Genomic DNA, 15,420 nt, shown 5'->3' with positions numbered 1-15,420 from the left:
GCCTAAATCCGTGTAGGGAAAGTGCAACGCCATAGTGCACCAGCCACCAATAGAACTATAAATTATCAATTTTCATATTTATATAACCTAAAAACCATCCTTCAGTCACTCACCCTGAACTTCTGCCACTCATGGACTTCACATTCAGTACAGCCCGGCAAGGGAGGATCTGCCCATGCTCCGATCGACAGACCGCAAGCAAGGCGTGGTGCTGCTGGATACCCGTCAAAGTACACCCGAACACGAACATAGCGTGCACCTCAAGCTCGCCGAACGGCTCGCGCAGTTGTTCCACACCGAGGTGGTCAGCCCTGCCCAGCCGCCGACGGCAAAACAGAACTTCTACTACCTGCCCACTGAAACCCTGATCGGTGCCGAACGCTATCGGGCAATGGGCATTGGCGCACCGACCGATCTGTTTGGCGGCCTGGTCAGCCAGCCGTTTATGGCCACCAAGGCGATTTCCCACCCAATTGCGGCCGATGCGCGTTTTCCGCTGGGCTGGAGCAATGATTTCGCCCGGCTGGCCCAGGATGCGCTGCTTCGTGGCTACAGCGTCTTTAGCCTCGACGATGCCCTGCGCGCCGCACAATTGCTGTTGCGCGAGGGGCCCCTGCGCCTGAAGCCGGTACGCGCCACCGCAGGCCGCGGGCAATGCGTGATCGACAACATGAAAGGCCTGGAGCAGGCACTGGGCGCCATGGATGAACAGGAAATAGCCCTCTGGGGCCTGACCCTGGAGGAGAACCTCAGCCAGGTGCAGACCTTCAGCGTCGGCCAGGCCCTGGTCGCCGGCATCCTCTGCAGCTACTACGGCACCCAACAGTTGACCCGCGACCATCAGGGCGAGGAGATCTACGGCGGGTCGGACCTGGTGCTGGTGCGCGGTGACTACGACGACCTGCTGCAACTGCAACTGGAAGATCACCTGCGCCTGGCCATTACCCAGGCCAGGACCTACGAACAGGCCGCGCTGCAGAGCTTCCCTGGGTTTATTGCCTCACGGCGCAACTATGACGTGGCACGCGGCCTTAACAGCCAGGGCAAGCTGCGCAGCGGCGTGCTCGAACAATCCTGGCGCATCGGGGGTGCCAGCAGTGCCGAGGTACTGGCGCTGCAGGCGTTTGCCGCTGACCCGGCGCTGATGCGCGTGCGCGCCTCCACCCATGAAGCCTTCGACGCGCCTGAGCTGCCCGCCGATGCGACGATTTTCTATCAGGGGGACGACAGTGAACTCGGACGAGTCTGCAAATACGCACGGATCCGCGACTATGACCATCCATAGCGAAGCGATCGAGATTCCGGTCGATGGCGAGAGCATCGCCGGAACCATCGTCAGCCCCAGTGCCAAGGTGCCCGCCATCCTCTTTGTGCACGGCTGGGGTGGCAGCCAGCAACGCGACCTGGCCAGGGCCAAGCAGATCACCGGCCTTGGCTGCGTGTGCATGACCTTCGACCTGCGTGGCCACGAGAAGACCGAAAGCCAGCGCCTGAGCGTTACCCGCGAGCAGAACCTCGCTGACCTGGTTGGCGCCTACGATCGGCTGGTCAGTCATCCGGCAGTCGACAGCAGCGCCATCGCCCTGATCGGCAGCAGCTACGGCGGCTACCTGGCGACCTTGCTTACAGCCTTGCGCCCGGTCAAATGGCTGGCATTACGGGTGCCGGCGCTGTACTGGGATGAGGAATGGAAGCTGCCCAAACAAGCCCTCGACCGCCAGCGTCTGAGCGACTACCGTCAGCGCCCGCTCGCGCCGGCAGACAACCGTGCACTGGGCGCCTGCGCCGAGTTTGCCGGCGATGTGCTGCTGGTGGAGTCGGAACAGGACGACTTCGTGCCACACAGCACCTTGATGAGTTACCGCTCAGCCTTCGTCAGTGCCCATTCGCTGACCCACCGGATCGTCGACGGCGCCGACCACGCGCTGTCCAGCGACCGCAGCCAGAAGGCCTACAGCTCTATTCTCAGTGCCTGGATCAGCGAAATGGTCATTGGCGCGCGACTTGACCGCTACCCGCATCATTCACCCTGGTACTCCTGAGTCCATAGGCAGTTGGCAGTGCAGCCCGTGCTCGGCTGTACGCGCCAGGCTGCTGAGGGTCTGGAAGGCATTGAAGTTCACGCTTCTGGCCTGGTGCTGGCGAATCAGTTGCAGGAACGGCTCCTGCTCGAAACTGCTGACAGCAGCCTCCCAGGCAGTACGTGACCGCCACTGCAGGTATTGCAATACCCGGCTGCCATCATCGCTGGCCTGGATACTGGCAGCGACCAGGCCGTTGTGCTGCACGGCAAGGTACTCGCTGCGCAGCACCAGCGCCTGGGCCAGCGCGTGTTGACGATCCGGCGCCACCTCGAACTCGATCATCTGGGTAAAACACAGGCTGTTGTCTGAAACCAGCATGAAGCTACTCCCTCTGCCTTTGCACTTGCGGTGCGATGGCAGGCAGAGTAAAACCTCGAGTTAACTAGAGGTCAAGAGAAATCCTGTCATGCCCGATACCGCCCAGAGCGCCCTCAGCGTCGGCCAACTGTCGGCGCGCAGCGGCGTGGCCGTGACCGCCCTGCATTTCTACGAAAGCAAAGGCCTGATCTACAGCACCCGCAGCGCCGGCAACCAGCGCCGCTACCCGCGCGAAACCCTGCGTCGGGTGGCGGTGATCAAGATGGCGCAACGCCTGGGTATTCCCTTGGCCACCATTCATGCCGCGTTGCAAACGCTGCCGGTGGGTCGTGCACCGAGCGTGAAGGACTGGCAACGGCTATCGGAGCAATGGCGCCAGGACCTGACCCGGCGCATCGACAAGCTGATGGTGCTGCGCGACCAGCTCGACGGCTGCATCGGCTGCGGCTGCATGTCGCTGCAAAGCTGCCCGCTGCGCAACTGTGACGACCAGCTCGGCGAACAGGGCCCCGGGCCGCAACTGCTGGAGCCTGGCGCCGAACACGACGACTAACGGCCCGTGCCGGCCAGAAGCTGCGCCAGCGCCTTGGCCTGCAAGGCCACGTCGGTCACCGATGTGCTCTCCCACCACAACCCGCGCAGCGGCGGGCCCATGGCAAACAGCTGCGAACTGTAGCGGCCCTCGCCATCCTGCACCGCGCCCTGGGCGTTTGCGGCGATGCCCAGGGCCAGCGGCCCCGGCTGGATCAGCCGGCGTTGCAGCAAATTCTGCGGCAAGGGCCGGGCCACCCTGCGCCAGTCGTACTCAATACCGGTGGAATTGATCAGGGCGTCGGCGCTGATCCGCTCGACCTGCGTTTGCCCGCGAAAGCGCAGCTTGACCACCGGCAGGCGGTCGGCGCCGGTTTCGACCCCTTGCAACGACGCCGCATGAATCCGCAATCGCCCTGCTTCGATCAACTGCGCCAGCAATGCCGCTCCCGGCGGTGGCGATCGATGATGATGGCTCTCCCACCAGGGCCGCACATGGCGCACGAACTGGCGCTTGTGACGCTCGCTGGCCTGGCTCCAGAGCCTGCCGATATGCACGCGCACGGTGTCCAGGGGCGCCTGCCAGTCGATGCCCTGCTGCTGGGCCAAGCGGCACTGATTGCGCAAGGCCCGCAGCAGTTGCAATGGACTGCGCAGTGACAGGTCCGCAGCGAGAAAATCTTCCCATGCCGGCGGTTGACGACGTACATGAGGTAGCAGGCCGTGGCGCGAAAACACCTCGATCGGGCCGCGATGGCCGGCTGCCTGCAGCGACACCACGGCGTCGACCATGGTCAACCCGGAACCGATAATGACCACCCGGCCGTCCGGGTTGATCGACCGCATGGCCTGGATATCCCAGGGGTCCACACAGGCGCTGTTGAAAGCATTGTCGCCGCGCTGGGGAGTACGCGCGGCGGCAAACATGCCGGTGGCCAGGACGGCCCGGCTGGCGCGCAAGGTCCGACCGTCGGCCAGGCTTACGCTGAGCCCCAGTTCATCAACCGCCAGGTCCAGCGCCTCGGCCTGAACATGCTCAAGCCACGAGCCCTGCTGCGCACCCACCGCCTGCGCCTCGGCCAGGCGCTGACGGACATACACGCCAAACAGCCCGCGAGGCGCAAACAGCTCCGTCACCGGTACCCCTTGCGCGGCCGACTCTGGCCAGCCTCCGGCAGCAATGTGCTGGTCCAGCCACTGGCTCAGGTCATCGGCGTTGTCCGGGTCGACACTCATGCGCGCGGCATTGCCGTTGAGGGTGTGCCCCAGGTGCGTGGCGCTGTAGGCTTCGCCGCGCCCCAGTTCATCGCGTGGCTCGACGACCAGTACACGGCGCTGGCCAGCTTGGCGCAGCAACTGCGCCGCGAGCAGCGCTGCGCTCAAGCCACCGCCAATGATCAGCACATCAGCCGCAGGGTTGTTGGGGTGTTCAGGGGCGCTCATGGCGTTCTCCGTCTTGTTTGCAACGGATAATAGGCAACAAAACGCCAGGTGCGCAGCCCGGCCTGTACCAAAGTAGGATCAAGCCACCACAGCGGTGAGTCGGCGCCGGTAGTCGCTGGGGGCAAGGCCGGTGACCTTGAAGAACACTTTGCGAAACGCGCCCGGGTCCTGATAGCCGACACCCCAGGCAATCTGGTCGATTGAGCGGTTGGTGAACTCAAGCATGCGGCAAGCCCGCCCGACCCTGACCTGCTGGCAGTACTCGGTGGGTTTAAGGCCCGTGGCGTTGCGAAAGCGGCGCAGGAAAGTGCGCTGCTCAAGGCCGGCACACGCGGCCATGGCCGCCAGCGACACCTCACGCGCACCACTGCCCTGCAACCAGTGCTGGACCTTGAGCACCGCCTCATCGCCGTGGTCCAGCCGAGGGCTGAAGACGCTGCCGGGGGGCTGCCCGCCGCTGACCCGTTCGACCGCCAGGAACCGCGCAGTCTCCGCCGCCAGGGTTTCGCCCAGGAAACGCTCGACCAGTTTCAGGCCCAGATCGGTCCAGGCCATCAACCCGGCCGAGGTGATGATGTCGCCGTCATCGAGCAGCGGCAGGTTGGCTTCGACCTGCACCTGCGCAAAGCGCTCGGCCAGTGATTGCGCGAAATTCCAGTGGGTGGTCGCCGGGCGCCCGTCCAGCAGGCCGCTGGCGGCGATGAAGAACACCCCGACGCAAACCGACACCAGCAACGCGCCGTCCGCATGCCATTGACGCAGGCTGGCACAGTAGCGATCGAGCAGTTCGGGCGAGGGCGCCTGGTTCAGGCTCGGCGGGATGATCATGGCCCGCAGCGGGTGCAGGCTGCCTGGGTGCGTGTCGAAGGTTACCTGCAGTTGCTGATCAGGCCCCTCGCTCCAATGGCTGACGCGCAATGCGGGCCGCTCCAGCGCCCCCAACTCCAGGCGCAGGCGGTTGGCCACGGCAAACAGATCGGTCAGGCCATGCACGGCGGCCAGTTGCGCGCCGGGATAAACCAGCACGCCAATTTCCAGAGTGTCCTGCGCCGCTGCCATTGTCAGTTTTTCCCGCCAATTTGTCGTTCGCGCCAATCCGCAAGCGCATCGTCCAAGCCTATAACTATCAACACGCCACAACCACTCCCCAACACGAGGCTTTTGACATGAGCAAGCAGGCACTGATCGTCATCGATATCCAGAACGATTACTTCCCCGGCGGCAAATGGACTCTGGATGGTGCCGATGCGGCAGCCGACAACGCCGCCAGCATCCTTGAGGCCGCCCGCGCCCGCGGCGACCTGGTGGTGCATGTACGCCACGAGTTCGAGTCCGAAGACGCGCCGTTCTTCACCCCGGGCTCGCAAGGTGCGCAGATTCACCCCAAGGCCGCCAACCGCGCAGGCGAGCCGGTGCTGCTCAAGCACAAGGTCAATTCGTTCCTGGGTACCGGGCTCAAGCAGTTGCTGGATGAGCAGAACGTCAGCAAGGTCACGGTGATCGGCAGCATGAGCCACATGTGCATCGATGCCGTCAGCCGCGCGGCGGCCGACTACGGCTATGGCGTCACCGTGGTTCACGATGCCTGCGCGACCCGCGCCCTGGAGTTCAACGGTATCACCGTGCCGGCGGCGCAGGTGCATGCAGCCTTTATGGCATCGCTGGCCTTCGCCTACGCCCAGGTGATTTCCACCGAGCACTACCTGACCGACACCAAGCGCTGAGTGCCGTGACCCGCCGCGGGCTCAGATCACCACATTGCGCACGAAGCGGGTCGCCACCTCGCCGTCATTGCGATAGGCATAGCGGCGATTGCTGGCAAAGGTGAAGAACTCGCCAGCATTGAGCCGCTGTTGCTGCCCTTCGACCTCCAGGGTCAGGCAGCCTTCGAACACAAACAACTGCTCGCTCCAGCCATCGGCATCGGGCTCGCAGGGGTAGACCTCACCGGGTTCCAGGCGCCACTCCCAGAGTTCGACCTCCCGGGTGGCGGCGGAGCTTGCCAGCAGCACGGCCTTGCTGCCGGGATGCACACCGGCCCAGGCCAGTTCGTTGATGCGGCTCGGGTCGCGGTTATCCGGCGCCTTGATCAAGTCACTGAAGGCAACTTGCAGGGCTTCGGCGATCAGATCCAGAGTAGTCAGACTGACATTCTTTTCGCCGGCCTCGATGGCCACCAGCATGCGCCGGCTGACCCCGGACTTTTGCGCCAGGGCACTCTGGCTCAACTGGGCAGCATGGCGCAGGCGACGAATGTTCTGGCTGACATGCTGAAGCACCGAGGCGCGTTGAGGGGAATCTTTGTGCACTATATTGCTCATCAATAGGGGTTGCGCAGTATACTGCCCACTTTCGCCGCAATTGTGCGTCGACCCTCTTCCGTGTGCAAGGCCATGACCCCAACGAACCCCGCTGAACGCCCTTCCGTTTCCTTCCGGCTGAGCAAGGCCGAACTGGTGCTGGTGTTTATCACTATGCTCTGGGGCGGCACCTTTTTGCTGGTGCATAACGTGATGACGGTCAGCGGGCCGATGTTCTTCGTCGGTTTGCGCTTTGCCGCCGCGGCCTTGTTCGTCGGTCTGGTAACGGCCCGCTCGCTGCCGGGCCTGACCGCTACCGAACTCAAGGCCGGGGTGTTGATCGGTGTATCGATCATGCTTGGCTACGGCCTGCAGACCGTTGGCCTGCAAACCATCAGCAGCAGCCAGTCGGCATTCATCACCGCCCTTTACGTACCCTTCGTGCCCTTGCTGCAATGGCTGGTGCTGGGCCGCCGCCCGGGCCTGATGCCAAGCCTGGGTATCTGCCTGGCGTTTGCCGGCCTGATGCTGCTGGCAGGCCCCGGTGGTGGTTCGCTGCAGTTCAGTCCGGGGGAAATCGCCACCCTGGTCAGCGCCGTAGCCATTGCCGCAGAAATCATCCTGATCAGTCGCTACGCCGGCCAGGTGGATGTACGCCGGGTAACCGTCGTGCAACTGGCCACCGCCTCGGCGCTGTCGTTCATGATGGTGGTACCGACCCAGGAGCGCCTGCCGGACTTCTCCTGGCTGTTGCTGCTCAGCGCCGTGGGCCTGGGGGCGATGAGCGCGGTGATCCAGGTGGCGATGAACTGGGCACAGAAATCGGTCTCGCCAACCCGTGCCACGCTGATTTATGCCGGTGAACCGGTGTGGGCCGGCATCGTCGGGCGCATTGCCGGCGAGCGCCTGCCAGGCGTGGCCCTGCTTGGCGGTTTGCTGATCGTCGTCGCCGTGGTGGTCAGCGAGCTGAAGTTTCGCCGCCGTAACCAAGAGCAGACGACTCTCGAGGCCCACGCCGAAGAACGCGAACCGGGTCTGTGATCGACAAATGCAGACTATCCTTTGAAAAAAACTGTTATAAAAAAAAGGATTGATACAGCGCTCTTGTAGGATTCTGCGACAGCTTGCGGGTTGGTGATCGACCAGTCGCCACGTATGATCCCTTACAAACTCCTGCAGATTAGAAATCTATGTCCTTGATAGTGCTACTGCTTCTGCCGTTCGTCGGCAGCTGCCTGGCGGCTGTCTTGCCGCACAACGCACGCAACAGCGAATCGCTGCTGGCCGGACTGGTCGCCCTGGTGGGCACTGTCCAGGTCGCTTTGATGTACCCGCAGATCGCCCATGGCGGCGTGATCCGTGAAGAATTCCTGTGGCTGCCGAGCCTGGGCCTGAACCTGGTCCTGCGCATGGACGGCTTCGCCTGGCTGTTCTCCTTGCTGGTGCTGGGCATCGGTACCCTGGTGTCGCTGTACGCGCGCTACTACATGTCGCCGCAAGACCCGGTACCGCGCTTCTTTGCCTTTTTCCTGGCGTTCATGGGTGCCATGCTCGGCCTGGTGATTTCCGGCAACCTGATCCAGATTGTATTCTTCTGGGAACTGACCAGCCTGTTCTCGTTCCTGTTGATCGGCTACTGGCACCATCGCGCCGACGCCCGCCGCGGTGCCTACATGGCCCTGATGGTCACCGGCGCGGGTGGCCTATGCCTGCTGGCGGGGGTACTGCTGCTCGGCCATGTGGTCGGCAGCTACGACCTGGACAAGGTCCTCGCTGCCGGTGAGCAGATTCGCAACCATGCCCTGTATCCCGTCCTGTTACCCCTGATCCTGCTCGGCGCGTTGAGCAAAAGCGCGCAATTCCCCTTCCACTTCTGGCTGCCCCATGCCATGGCGGCGCCCACCCCGGTCTCGGCCTACCTGCACTCGGCGACCATGGTCAAGGCCGGGGTATTCCTGCTGGCGCGGCTGTGGCCTGCGCTCTCCGGCACCGAGGAATGGTTCTGGATCGTCAGCGGCGCCGGCGCCGCCACCCTGGTGCTCGGCGCCTTTGCGGCGATGTTCCAGAACGACCTCAAGGGCCTGCTGGCCTATTCGACCATCAGCCACCTGGGCCTGATCACCCTGCTGCTGGGCCTGAACAGCCCGCTGGCAGCGGTCGCCGCGGTGTTTCACATCCTCAACCATGCCACCTTCAAGGCCTCGCTGTTCATGGCCGCAGGGATCATCGACCACGAAAGCGGCACCCGCGACATCCGCCGCCTCAGCGGTCTGTTCCGGCTCATTCCGTTCACCGCGACCCTGGCCATGGTCGCCAGCGCCGCGATGGCCGGGGTGCCGTTGATGAACGGCTTCCTGTCCAAAGAGATGTTCTTCGCCGAAACCGTATTCATCAGCTCCACCGCCTGGGTCGAAGCGGCCTTGCCGGTCATCGCCACCCTCGCCGGTACCTTCAGCGTTGCCTATGCCTTGCGCTTTACCGTCGACGTGTTCTTCGGACCGCCGGCCACCGACCTGCCGCACACGCCCCACGAGCCGCCGCGCTGGATGCGCGCGCCGGTCGAATTGCTGGTGATGACCTGCCTGGTGGTCGGCATCTTCCCGGCGCAATCGGTCGGCCCGCTGCTGGCCGCTGCCGCTTTGCCGGTGGTGGGCGGCACCCTGCCCGAGTACAGCCTGGCGATCTGGCACGGCTGGAACGCGCCGCTGATCATGAGCCTGATCGCCATGAGCGGCGGCATCATCCTTTACCTGCTGCTGCGCAACCAGCTCAAGCTCGGGCGTTTCCCGTCGCCGCCGCTGATCGAGCGCTTCAACGGCAAGCGCCTGTTCGAACACGGCCAGGTGCTGATCATGCGCACCGCCCGGCGTTTCGAACGGGTGTTCACCACCCGGCGCCTGCAAAAGCAGCTGTTCATGCTGGTGCTGATCGCCCTGCTGGCCGGCCTGCTGCCGATGCTGCACAGCGGCCTGAGCTGGGGTGACCGGCCGAAGATCCCGGGCTCGGGTGTGTTCGTCATGCTCTGGCTGATCGCCATTGCCTGCGCCCTGGGCGCTGCCTGGCAGGCCAAGTACCACCGTCTGGCGGCGCTGACCATGGTCAGTGTCTGCGGCCTGATGACCTGCATTACCTTCGTCTGGTTCTCGGCCCCGGACCTGGCCCTGACCCAACTGGTGGTCGAGGTGGTCACCACGGTGCTGATCCTGCTCGGCCTGCGCTGGCTGCCACGGCGGATAGAAGGCGTCTCGCCGCTGCCGGGCACCCAGGAGCGCGCACGCCTGCGCCGCCTGCGCGACCTGCTGCTGGCGGTCGGCGTCGGTGGCGGCATGGCGCTGCTGTCCTATGCCATGCTGACCCGCCCGACCCCCAACGACATCTCCTCGTTCTACCTGAGCCGGGCCTTGCCCGAAGGTGGCGGCAGCAACGTGGTCAACGTCATGCTGGTGGACTTCCGCGGCTTCGATACCCTCGGCGAGATCACCGTGCTGGTGGCCGTGGCCCTGGCGGTGTTCGCCCTGCTGCGACGCTTCCGCCCGCCCAAGGAGAGCATGCAGTTGCCGGCGCAGCAGCGCCTGCTGGCCCCGGACGTGGTCACCGACCTGGTCAACCCGCGCCACGCGGCCGACACCGCGCTGGGTTTCATGATGGTGCCGGCGGCGCTGGTGCGCCTGCTGCTGCCGATCGCCCTGGTGGTGTCGATGTACCTGTTCATGCGCGGCCACAACCAGCCAGGCGGCGGTTTCGTCGCCGGCCTGGTAATGTCGGTGGCGTTCATCCTCCAGTACATGGTGGCCGGCACCCAGTGGGTCGAGGCGCAGATGAGCCTGCGACCGCTGCGCTGGATGGGCACCGGGCTGCTCTGCGCGACCCTTACCGGGGTTGGCGCGATGCTGCTCGGCTACCCGTTCCTGACCACCCACACCGCGCACCTGCATTTGCCATTGCTGGGTGACACCCACCTGGCCAGTGCGCTGTTCTTCGATATCGGCGTGTTCACCGTGGTGGTCGGTTCGACCCTGCTGATCCTCACCGCGCTGGCTCACCAGTCGGTGCGTGGTCATCGCCCGGGCAGCCAACAGAAACCCACTCAAGCAGGAGCCGCCTGATGGAAGAAGTCATTGCAATCGCCATTGGCGTGCTCGCCGCCTCCGGGGTCTGGCTGATCCTGCGGCCACGGACCTTCCAGGTGGTAATGGGCCTGTGCCTGCTGTCGTACGGGGTCAACCTGTTCATCTTCAGCATGGGCAGCCTGTTCATCGGCAAGGAGCCGATCATCAAGGACGGCGTGCCCCAGGATCTGCTCAACTACACCGACCCGCTGCCCCAGGCCCTGGTGCTCACCGCGATCGTCATCAGCTTCGCCATGACCGCACTGTTCCTGGTGGTGCTGCTGGCTTCGCGCGGCCTGACCGGGACCGACCATGTCGATGGCCGGGAGCCTAACGAATGAGTGCGATGAACCAACTGATCGTCGCACCCATCCTGCTGCCGTTGCTGACCGCAGCGCTGATGCTGCTGCTCGGGGAAAAACGCCGACCGCTCAAGGCGCGCATCAACCTGATCTCCAGCCTGCTCGGCCTGGGTATCGCCATCACCCTGTTGCTATGGGTGCAAGGTCAGGGCCAGGCCAGCTCGATTGGCGTCTACCTGCCCGGCAACTGGCCGGGGCCGTTCGGCATCGTGCTGGTGGTCGACCGTCTATCGGCCCTGATGCTGGTACTCACCGGCATCGTCGGGGTCAGCGCCCTGGTGTTCGCCATGGCCCGCTGGGACCGCGCCGGCGCCAGCTTCCACGCGCTGTTCCAGATCCAGCTGATGGGCCTGTATGGCGCCTTCCTGACCGCCGACCTGTTCAACCTGTTCGTGTTCTTTGAAGTGTTGCTGGCGGCCTCCTACGGCCTGATGCTGCATGGTTCGGGGCGCGCGCGGGTCAAGGCCGGCCTGCACTACATCGCCATCAACCTGCTGGCCTCGTCACTGTTTTTGATCGGTGCGGCGATGCTCTACGGCGTCACCGGCACCCTGAACATGGCCGACCTGGCCCTGAAAATCCCGCTGGTACCAGAGGCCGATCGCGGCCTGCTACACGCCGGCGCGGCGATTCTGGCCACGGCGTTCCTGGCCAAGGCCGGGATCTGGCCACTGAACTTCTGGCTGGTGCCGGCCTATTCGTCGGCCAGCGCACCGGTGGCCGCGCTGTTCGCGATCATGACCAAGGTCGGCTTCTATACCGTACTGCGCCTGTGGACCTTGCTGTTTTCCGGACAGGCCGGTGCTTCGGCGTTCTTTGGTGGCGACTGGCTGATCTACGGCGGCCTGGCCACCCTGGGCTGCGCGGCGGTATCGATACTGGCCGCGCAGCGCCTGGAGCGCATGGCCAGCCTGAGCATCCTGGTCTCGGCCGGCACCTTGCTGGCGGCCATCGGCTTCGGCCAGGCAACCCTGACCGCCGCCGCGCTGTTCTACCTGGTCAGCTCGACCCTGGCGCTGTGCGCGCTGTTTTTGCTGGCTGAGCTGATCGAGCGCTCGCGCTCGGCCAACGAGATTCCCCTGGATGATGAAGGCGACGGCCTGCCCTCGCCCGTCGAGTCGCTGCACCCACCCAAAGGCATCAACCTCGATGACGAACAGAAGGCGGTGATCGGCCAGGTGATCCCCTGGACCATGGCCTTCCTCGGCTTGAGCTTTATCGCCTGCGCCCTGCTGATCATCGGCATGCCGCCGCTGTCGGGCTTTATCGGCAAGCTCAGCCTGATCAGCGCACTGTTCAACCCGCAAGGGCTGGGTGTGGCACCGGAGCAGCCGTTGAGTGTCGCCGGCTGGATGTTGGTGGCGTTGCTGGTACTGTCCGGCATGGCTTCGCTGATCGCCATGACCCGCGTTGGCATCCAGCGCTTCTGGACCCCGCAAGAGCGCCCTTCGCCGCTGCTGCGCCGCTTTGAGTGCATCCCCATCGTGGTGCTGCTGGGCTTGTGCGTGCTGCTCAGCCTGCGCGCCGAGCCGTTGCTGCGTTATACCCAGGACACCGCCGCCAGCCTGCAGGACCCCGAGCAATACGTCAGCGCCGTGCTCGGCACCCGACCGATTCCGGGGCCGACCAGCCTGGCCGCCAGCACCGAGGTGCAGCCATGAAGCGCCTGTTCCCTGCCCCGCTGCTGTCGCTGTCGCTGTGCCTGCTGTGGCTGCTGCTGAACCTCTCGGTAAGCCCGGGCAACTTGCTGCTGGGCGCCCTGCTCGGCGTTGTTGCGCCGCTACTGATGGCGCCGCTGCGCCCGCTGCAGGTACGCATTCGCCGCCCGGGCACCATCGTGCGCCTGATACTGCGGGTCGGCGTCGATGTGCTGGTGTCCAACCTGCAGGTCGCCCGCGGCGTGTGGTCGGCCAAGCGCCGTCCGCCGCGCTCGCGCTTCGTGCACATTCCCCTGGAACTGCGTGACGCCCACGGCCTGGCCGCTTTGTCGATGATCACCACGGTGGTCCCAGGGACCATCTGGTCGGAGCTGGCACTGGATCGCAGCGTGCTTTTGCTGCATGTGTTCGATCTGGATGACGAGGCGCAGTTCATCGAGCACTTCAAGCACACCTATGAACGCCCGCTGATGGAGATCTTCGAATGACTGGCCTGCTTGCCAATGCCATTCTCGCCAGCCTGTTCATCTTTGCCCTGGCCATGGCCCTGACCTTGTGGCGGCTGTTTCGCGGCCCTTCGGCGCAGGACCGGGTCCTGGCACTGGACTACCTGTATATCCTGGCCATGCTGATGATGCTGGTGCTGGGTATCCGCTACGCCAGCGACACCTATTTCGAAGGGGCACTGCTGATCGCGCTGTTCGGCTTTGTCGGCTCCTTCGCCCTGGCTAAATTCCTTCTGCGTGGCGAGGTGATCGAATGATCAATGCCAATGAACTGCCGTTGTGGGTCGAGGTGCTGGTGGCCGTGTTGCTGCTGCTCAGCAGCCTGTTCGCCCTGAGCGGTGCGGTCGGCCTGATTCGCCTGAAGGACTTCTTCCAGCGCATGCACCCGCCAGCACTGGCCTCGACCCTGGGCGCCTGGTGCGTGGCCCTGGCCTCGATCCTGTACTTCTCGATGCTCAAGGAGTCACCGGTGCTGCATGCCTGGCTGATTCCGGTCCTGCTGTCGATCACCGTGCCGGTCACCACCCTGCTGCTGGCGCGCGCTGCATTGTTTCGCAAGCGCATGGCCGGGCATGATGTACCTGAAGAAGTCAGCAGTGGCCGCGACCGCGGCAACTGAACTCAGCCGCTGAGCTGCTGCAGCTCGCGGCGGACCATGGCGGCGTACTCGGGCGGGCTCAACTGGTAGAGCTGAGTGGCGACCCAGGCAAACCAGGCGCCTTGCAACTGCGGGCGCTGCGACAGCCACTGTTCGGCCAGGGCACGGGCCTGGGCCTGGTGCCGGGCATGAAAGTCGGCGCGGCTGGTGCGCTCGGCGGATGCGCTCACTCGCTGGCCTTGAAAGTGGTCAGCTCACCCTTCTGCCATTTGGCAACCTTGCGGGTCACGGCCTTGAGGGTCTTGCTCAAGCCTTCCTGCAACTGCTCGTGGGCGGCGAACACCAACACCACGCCCTGGCCTTCCTTGAAGACAATACCTTCGCCTTCAGGCACCGAGACAAAGGCATAGTCACCCAGGCCATACACCGTCAGTTTGATTTCGCGAAAACGGATTTCCAGCTTGCCACCTTCGCGGCTGGGCAACACTGCGGCGCGAAAATGATCGCCAACCTTGAGCTCCAGACGCTGCTTGTCATCCACCACCAATGCGGTTTCAGTATCGATCTCGGCCATGTACAGACCTTCCGCGTTTTGTTCGGTGACGTAAACAAAACGCGATTGAAACTGTTTGACCAGTTTCGCCCTGAGGTCGCCCAAAACGAACAGGGCATGTGTATCAAGATTGCTGACTGCCAAAGAAGAATTCCTCAAAAACCGATTACACGCCGCTCCCCCCGCAGGCCGTGAGGCAGCCGCAAGGCAACGGTACTTCAATTCGAAGTCTGAAAGACTAGTGGATTTGTGCATGAAAAGTCTGTGCAGACTGGCAAAGCAACCCGCAGGAATGTTTACCCATTACTGCAAGCTTTAGTCAGTTTGCAGATTTTCAGCAGATTTCCTTAAACGGAGACGCTTTTTCTGACAGCACTACCGCAACAAAAGTGCGATAGATGAGAGCAAGCCCTTTAGCAGGACGGGCTCCTGGAAATCATCCACAGAACACAGGGAAGCGAATATGCACGAAAACACCGAATTCCGTCGAGAGCCTAAAGGCGTTTCCTACAGAGAATATGCTGTTCACTCACACAACAGCACCCCGCGCTTCGTGGTAGTACCGGCCGGCATCGGCTTCTTTCACATCACCGAACAGGCCACCGGACGCGTCAGGGGCTTTCGCCGCGAGCATACCGAAGCCTGTGCCCTGGCCCGTCACCTGGAAAACTGACCGGCGCCTGGCTCAACCGGCCTGACGCGCAACGGCGGGCCGGTCATCCCCGTGCAACTGCTGCAGCCAGGCCGCCTGGCATTCCTGGGCTTCATTGCGGCTGGCGAAAGCCGTGCCTCGTCGTTCACCGTTGACCAGCACCACCCAGCACACGCGCTTGCCCAGCGCCTGTAGCGACGCAGGTACGCCGCTGCCAATCATCACTGCAACATCGACTTGGCTATTCATCATTCCCTCCGGAATTTATTAGCAACCTAACGATATGCGTATGATAAGACCTGGGCG

19 protein-coding genes are annotated in these 15,420 nt (G+C 63.8%); 12 read left to right on the top strand and 7 right to left on the bottom strand.

The window, feature by feature from the left end; translation table 11 throughout:
- Positions 1 to 175 precede the first annotated feature (175 nt).
- Together LOY54_RS09255 and LOY54_RS09250 are read left to right on the top strand one after the other, a co-directional pair.
- A complete protein-coding gene (locus tag LOY54_RS09255; RefSeq protein ID WP_258610206.1) occupies positions 176 to 1,285 on the top strand; it encodes a DUF3182 family protein in 1,110 nt (369 codons plus the stop codon).
- Complete coding sequence (locus LOY54_RS09250; protein ID WP_045202044.1) at positions 1,272 to 2,042, top strand: S9 family peptidase; 771 nt, start codon at positions 1,272 to 1,274, stop codon at positions 2,040 to 2,042. Before LOY54_RS09255 ends, LOY54_RS09250 begins: the two co-directional genes overlap by 14 nt.
- On the opposite strand, the gene LOY54_RS09245 is transcribed toward LOY54_RS09250, so the two are convergent.
- A complete protein-coding gene (locus tag LOY54_RS09245; RefSeq protein WP_093385094.1) occupies positions 2,025 to 2,402 on the bottom strand; it encodes an antibiotic biosynthesis monooxygenase in 378 nt (125 codons plus the stop codon). The two genes, LOY54_RS09250 and LOY54_RS09245, sit on opposite strands and share 18 nt — an antisense overlap.
- 88 nt (positions 2,403 to 2,490) lie before the next feature.
- On the opposite strand from LOY54_RS09245, the gene soxR reads away from it, so the two are divergent.
- The gene (gene soxR / locus LOY54_RS09240) at positions 2,491 to 2,955 is read left to right on the top strand and encodes a redox-sensitive transcriptional activator SoxR (protein ID WP_093385099.1); all 465 of its coding nucleotides are present in this window, start codon (positions 2,491 to 2,493) and stop codon (positions 2,953 to 2,955) included.
- Here the strand turns inward: soxR and LOY54_RS09235 are convergent.
- Complete coding sequence (locus LOY54_RS09235) at positions 2,952 to 4,376, bottom strand: FAD/NAD(P)-binding protein (RefSeq protein WP_258610205.1); 1,425 nt, start codon at positions 4,374 to 4,376, stop codon at positions 2,952 to 2,954. The genes soxR and LOY54_RS09235 overlap by 4 nt on opposite strands.
- A gap of 78 nt (positions 4,377 to 4,454) precedes the next feature.
- Entirely contained in the window at positions 4,455 to 5,435 is a 981-nt protein-coding gene (locus tag LOY54_RS09230) for a GlxA family transcriptional regulator (RefSeq protein WP_258610204.1), read from the bottom strand.
- A gap of 107 nt (positions 5,436 to 5,542) precedes the next feature.
- On the opposite strand from LOY54_RS09230, the gene LOY54_RS09225 reads away from it, so the two are divergent.
- Positions 5,543 to 6,100, top strand: a complete 558-nt coding sequence (locus LOY54_RS09225) for a cysteine hydrolase family protein (RefSeq protein ID WP_258610203.1) — start codon at positions 5,543 to 5,545, stop codon at positions 6,098 to 6,100.
- 21 nt (positions 6,101 to 6,121) lie between these two features.
- On the opposite strand, the gene LOY54_RS09220 is transcribed toward LOY54_RS09225, so the two are convergent.
- Positions 6,122 to 6,685, bottom strand: a complete 564-nt coding sequence (locus LOY54_RS09220; protein WP_093385117.1) for a helix-turn-helix domain-containing protein — start codon at positions 6,683 to 6,685, stop codon at positions 6,122 to 6,124.
- An 84-nt stretch (positions 6,686 to 6,769) separates the two neighbouring features.
- On the opposite strand from LOY54_RS09220, the gene LOY54_RS09215 reads away from it, so the two are divergent.
- The 7 genes from LOY54_RS09215 (at position 6,770) to LOY54_RS09185 (ending at position 13,930) form a co-directional block, all read left to right on the top strand.
- Entirely contained in the window at positions 6,770 to 7,717 is a 948-nt protein-coding gene (locus tag LOY54_RS09215) for a DMT family transporter (protein ID WP_045202057.1), read from the top strand.
- Between the two features lie 149 nt (positions 7,718 to 7,866).
- Positions 7,867 to 10,782: a monovalent cation/H+ antiporter subunit A gene (locus tag LOY54_RS09210; RefSeq protein WP_213601946.1), complete on the top strand. Its 2,916-nt coding sequence runs from the start codon at positions 7,867 to 7,869 to the stop codon at positions 10,780 to 10,782.
- Complete coding sequence (locus LOY54_RS09205) at positions 10,782 to 11,126, top strand: Na+/H+ antiporter subunit C (RefSeq protein ID WP_010224297.1); 345 nt, start codon at positions 10,782 to 10,784, stop codon at positions 11,124 to 11,126. Before LOY54_RS09210 ends, LOY54_RS09205 begins: the two co-directional genes overlap by 1 nt.
- On the top strand, positions 11,123 to 12,808 hold the full coding sequence (locus tag LOY54_RS09200) for a monovalent cation/H+ antiporter subunit D (protein ID WP_258610202.1): 1,686 nt from the start codon (positions 11,123 to 11,125) through the stop codon (positions 12,806 to 12,808). The genes LOY54_RS09205 and LOY54_RS09200 overlap by 4 nt, the downstream gene beginning before the upstream one ends.
- Positions 12,805 to 13,293 (top strand): Na+/H+ antiporter subunit E, encoded by a 489-nt coding sequence (locus LOY54_RS09195; RefSeq protein WP_045202063.1) that lies wholly within the window; start codon positions 12,805 to 12,807, stop codon positions 13,291 to 13,293. Before LOY54_RS09200 ends, LOY54_RS09195 begins: the two co-directional genes overlap by 4 nt.
- Complete coding sequence (locus tag LOY54_RS09190; RefSeq protein ID WP_038996132.1) at positions 13,290 to 13,568, top strand: K+/H+ antiporter subunit F; 279 nt, start codon at positions 13,290 to 13,292, stop codon at positions 13,566 to 13,568. The genes LOY54_RS09195 and LOY54_RS09190 overlap by 4 nt, the downstream gene beginning before the upstream one ends.
- Positions 13,565 to 13,930, top strand: coding sequence for a Na+/H+ antiporter subunit G (locus LOY54_RS09185; protein ID WP_045202065.1), 366 nt, complete (start codon positions 13,565 to 13,567; stop codon positions 13,928 to 13,930). The genes LOY54_RS09190 and LOY54_RS09185 overlap by 4 nt, the downstream gene beginning before the upstream one ends.
- Before the next feature lie 2 nt (positions 13,931 to 13,932).
- Here LOY54_RS09185 and LOY54_RS09180 read toward each other — a convergent pair whose 3' ends face one another.
- Both LOY54_RS09180 and LOY54_RS09175 read right to left on the bottom strand, forming a co-directional pair.
- Complete coding sequence (locus tag LOY54_RS09180; RefSeq protein ID WP_045202068.1) at positions 13,933 to 14,139, bottom strand: hypothetical protein; 207 nt, start codon at positions 14,137 to 14,139, stop codon at positions 13,933 to 13,935.
- On the bottom strand, positions 14,136 to 14,606 hold the full coding sequence (locus LOY54_RS09175) for a hypothetical protein (RefSeq protein ID WP_045202070.1): 471 nt from the start codon (positions 14,604 to 14,606) through the stop codon (positions 14,136 to 14,138). Before LOY54_RS09175 ends, LOY54_RS09180 begins: the two co-directional genes overlap by 4 nt.
- A gap of 319 nt (positions 14,607 to 14,925) precedes the next feature.
- Between LOY54_RS09175 and LOY54_RS09170 the strand changes: the two genes are divergently transcribed.
- The gene (locus LOY54_RS09170; RefSeq protein ID WP_045202071.1) at positions 14,926 to 15,135 is read left to right on the top strand and encodes a hypothetical protein; all 210 of its coding nucleotides are present in this window, start codon (positions 14,926 to 14,928) and stop codon (positions 15,133 to 15,135) included.
- Between the two features lie 12 nt (positions 15,136 to 15,147).
- On the opposite strand, the gene LOY54_RS09165 is transcribed toward LOY54_RS09170, so the two are convergent.
- Complete coding sequence (locus LOY54_RS09165; protein WP_045202073.1) at positions 15,148 to 15,363, bottom strand: hypothetical protein; 216 nt, start codon at positions 15,361 to 15,363, stop codon at positions 15,148 to 15,150.
- Between the last annotated feature and the right edge of the window lie 57 nt (positions 15,364 to 15,420).

The sequence above is a fragment of the Pseudomonas sp. B21-032 genome (assembly GCF_024748965.1).
Classification (GTDB): Bacteria; Pseudomonadota; Gammaproteobacteria; order Pseudomonadales; family Pseudomonadaceae; genus Aquipseudomonas.
Note: the sequence above shows the minus strand (reverse complement) of the source record. Positions and strands in the feature narration are given on the sequence as shown.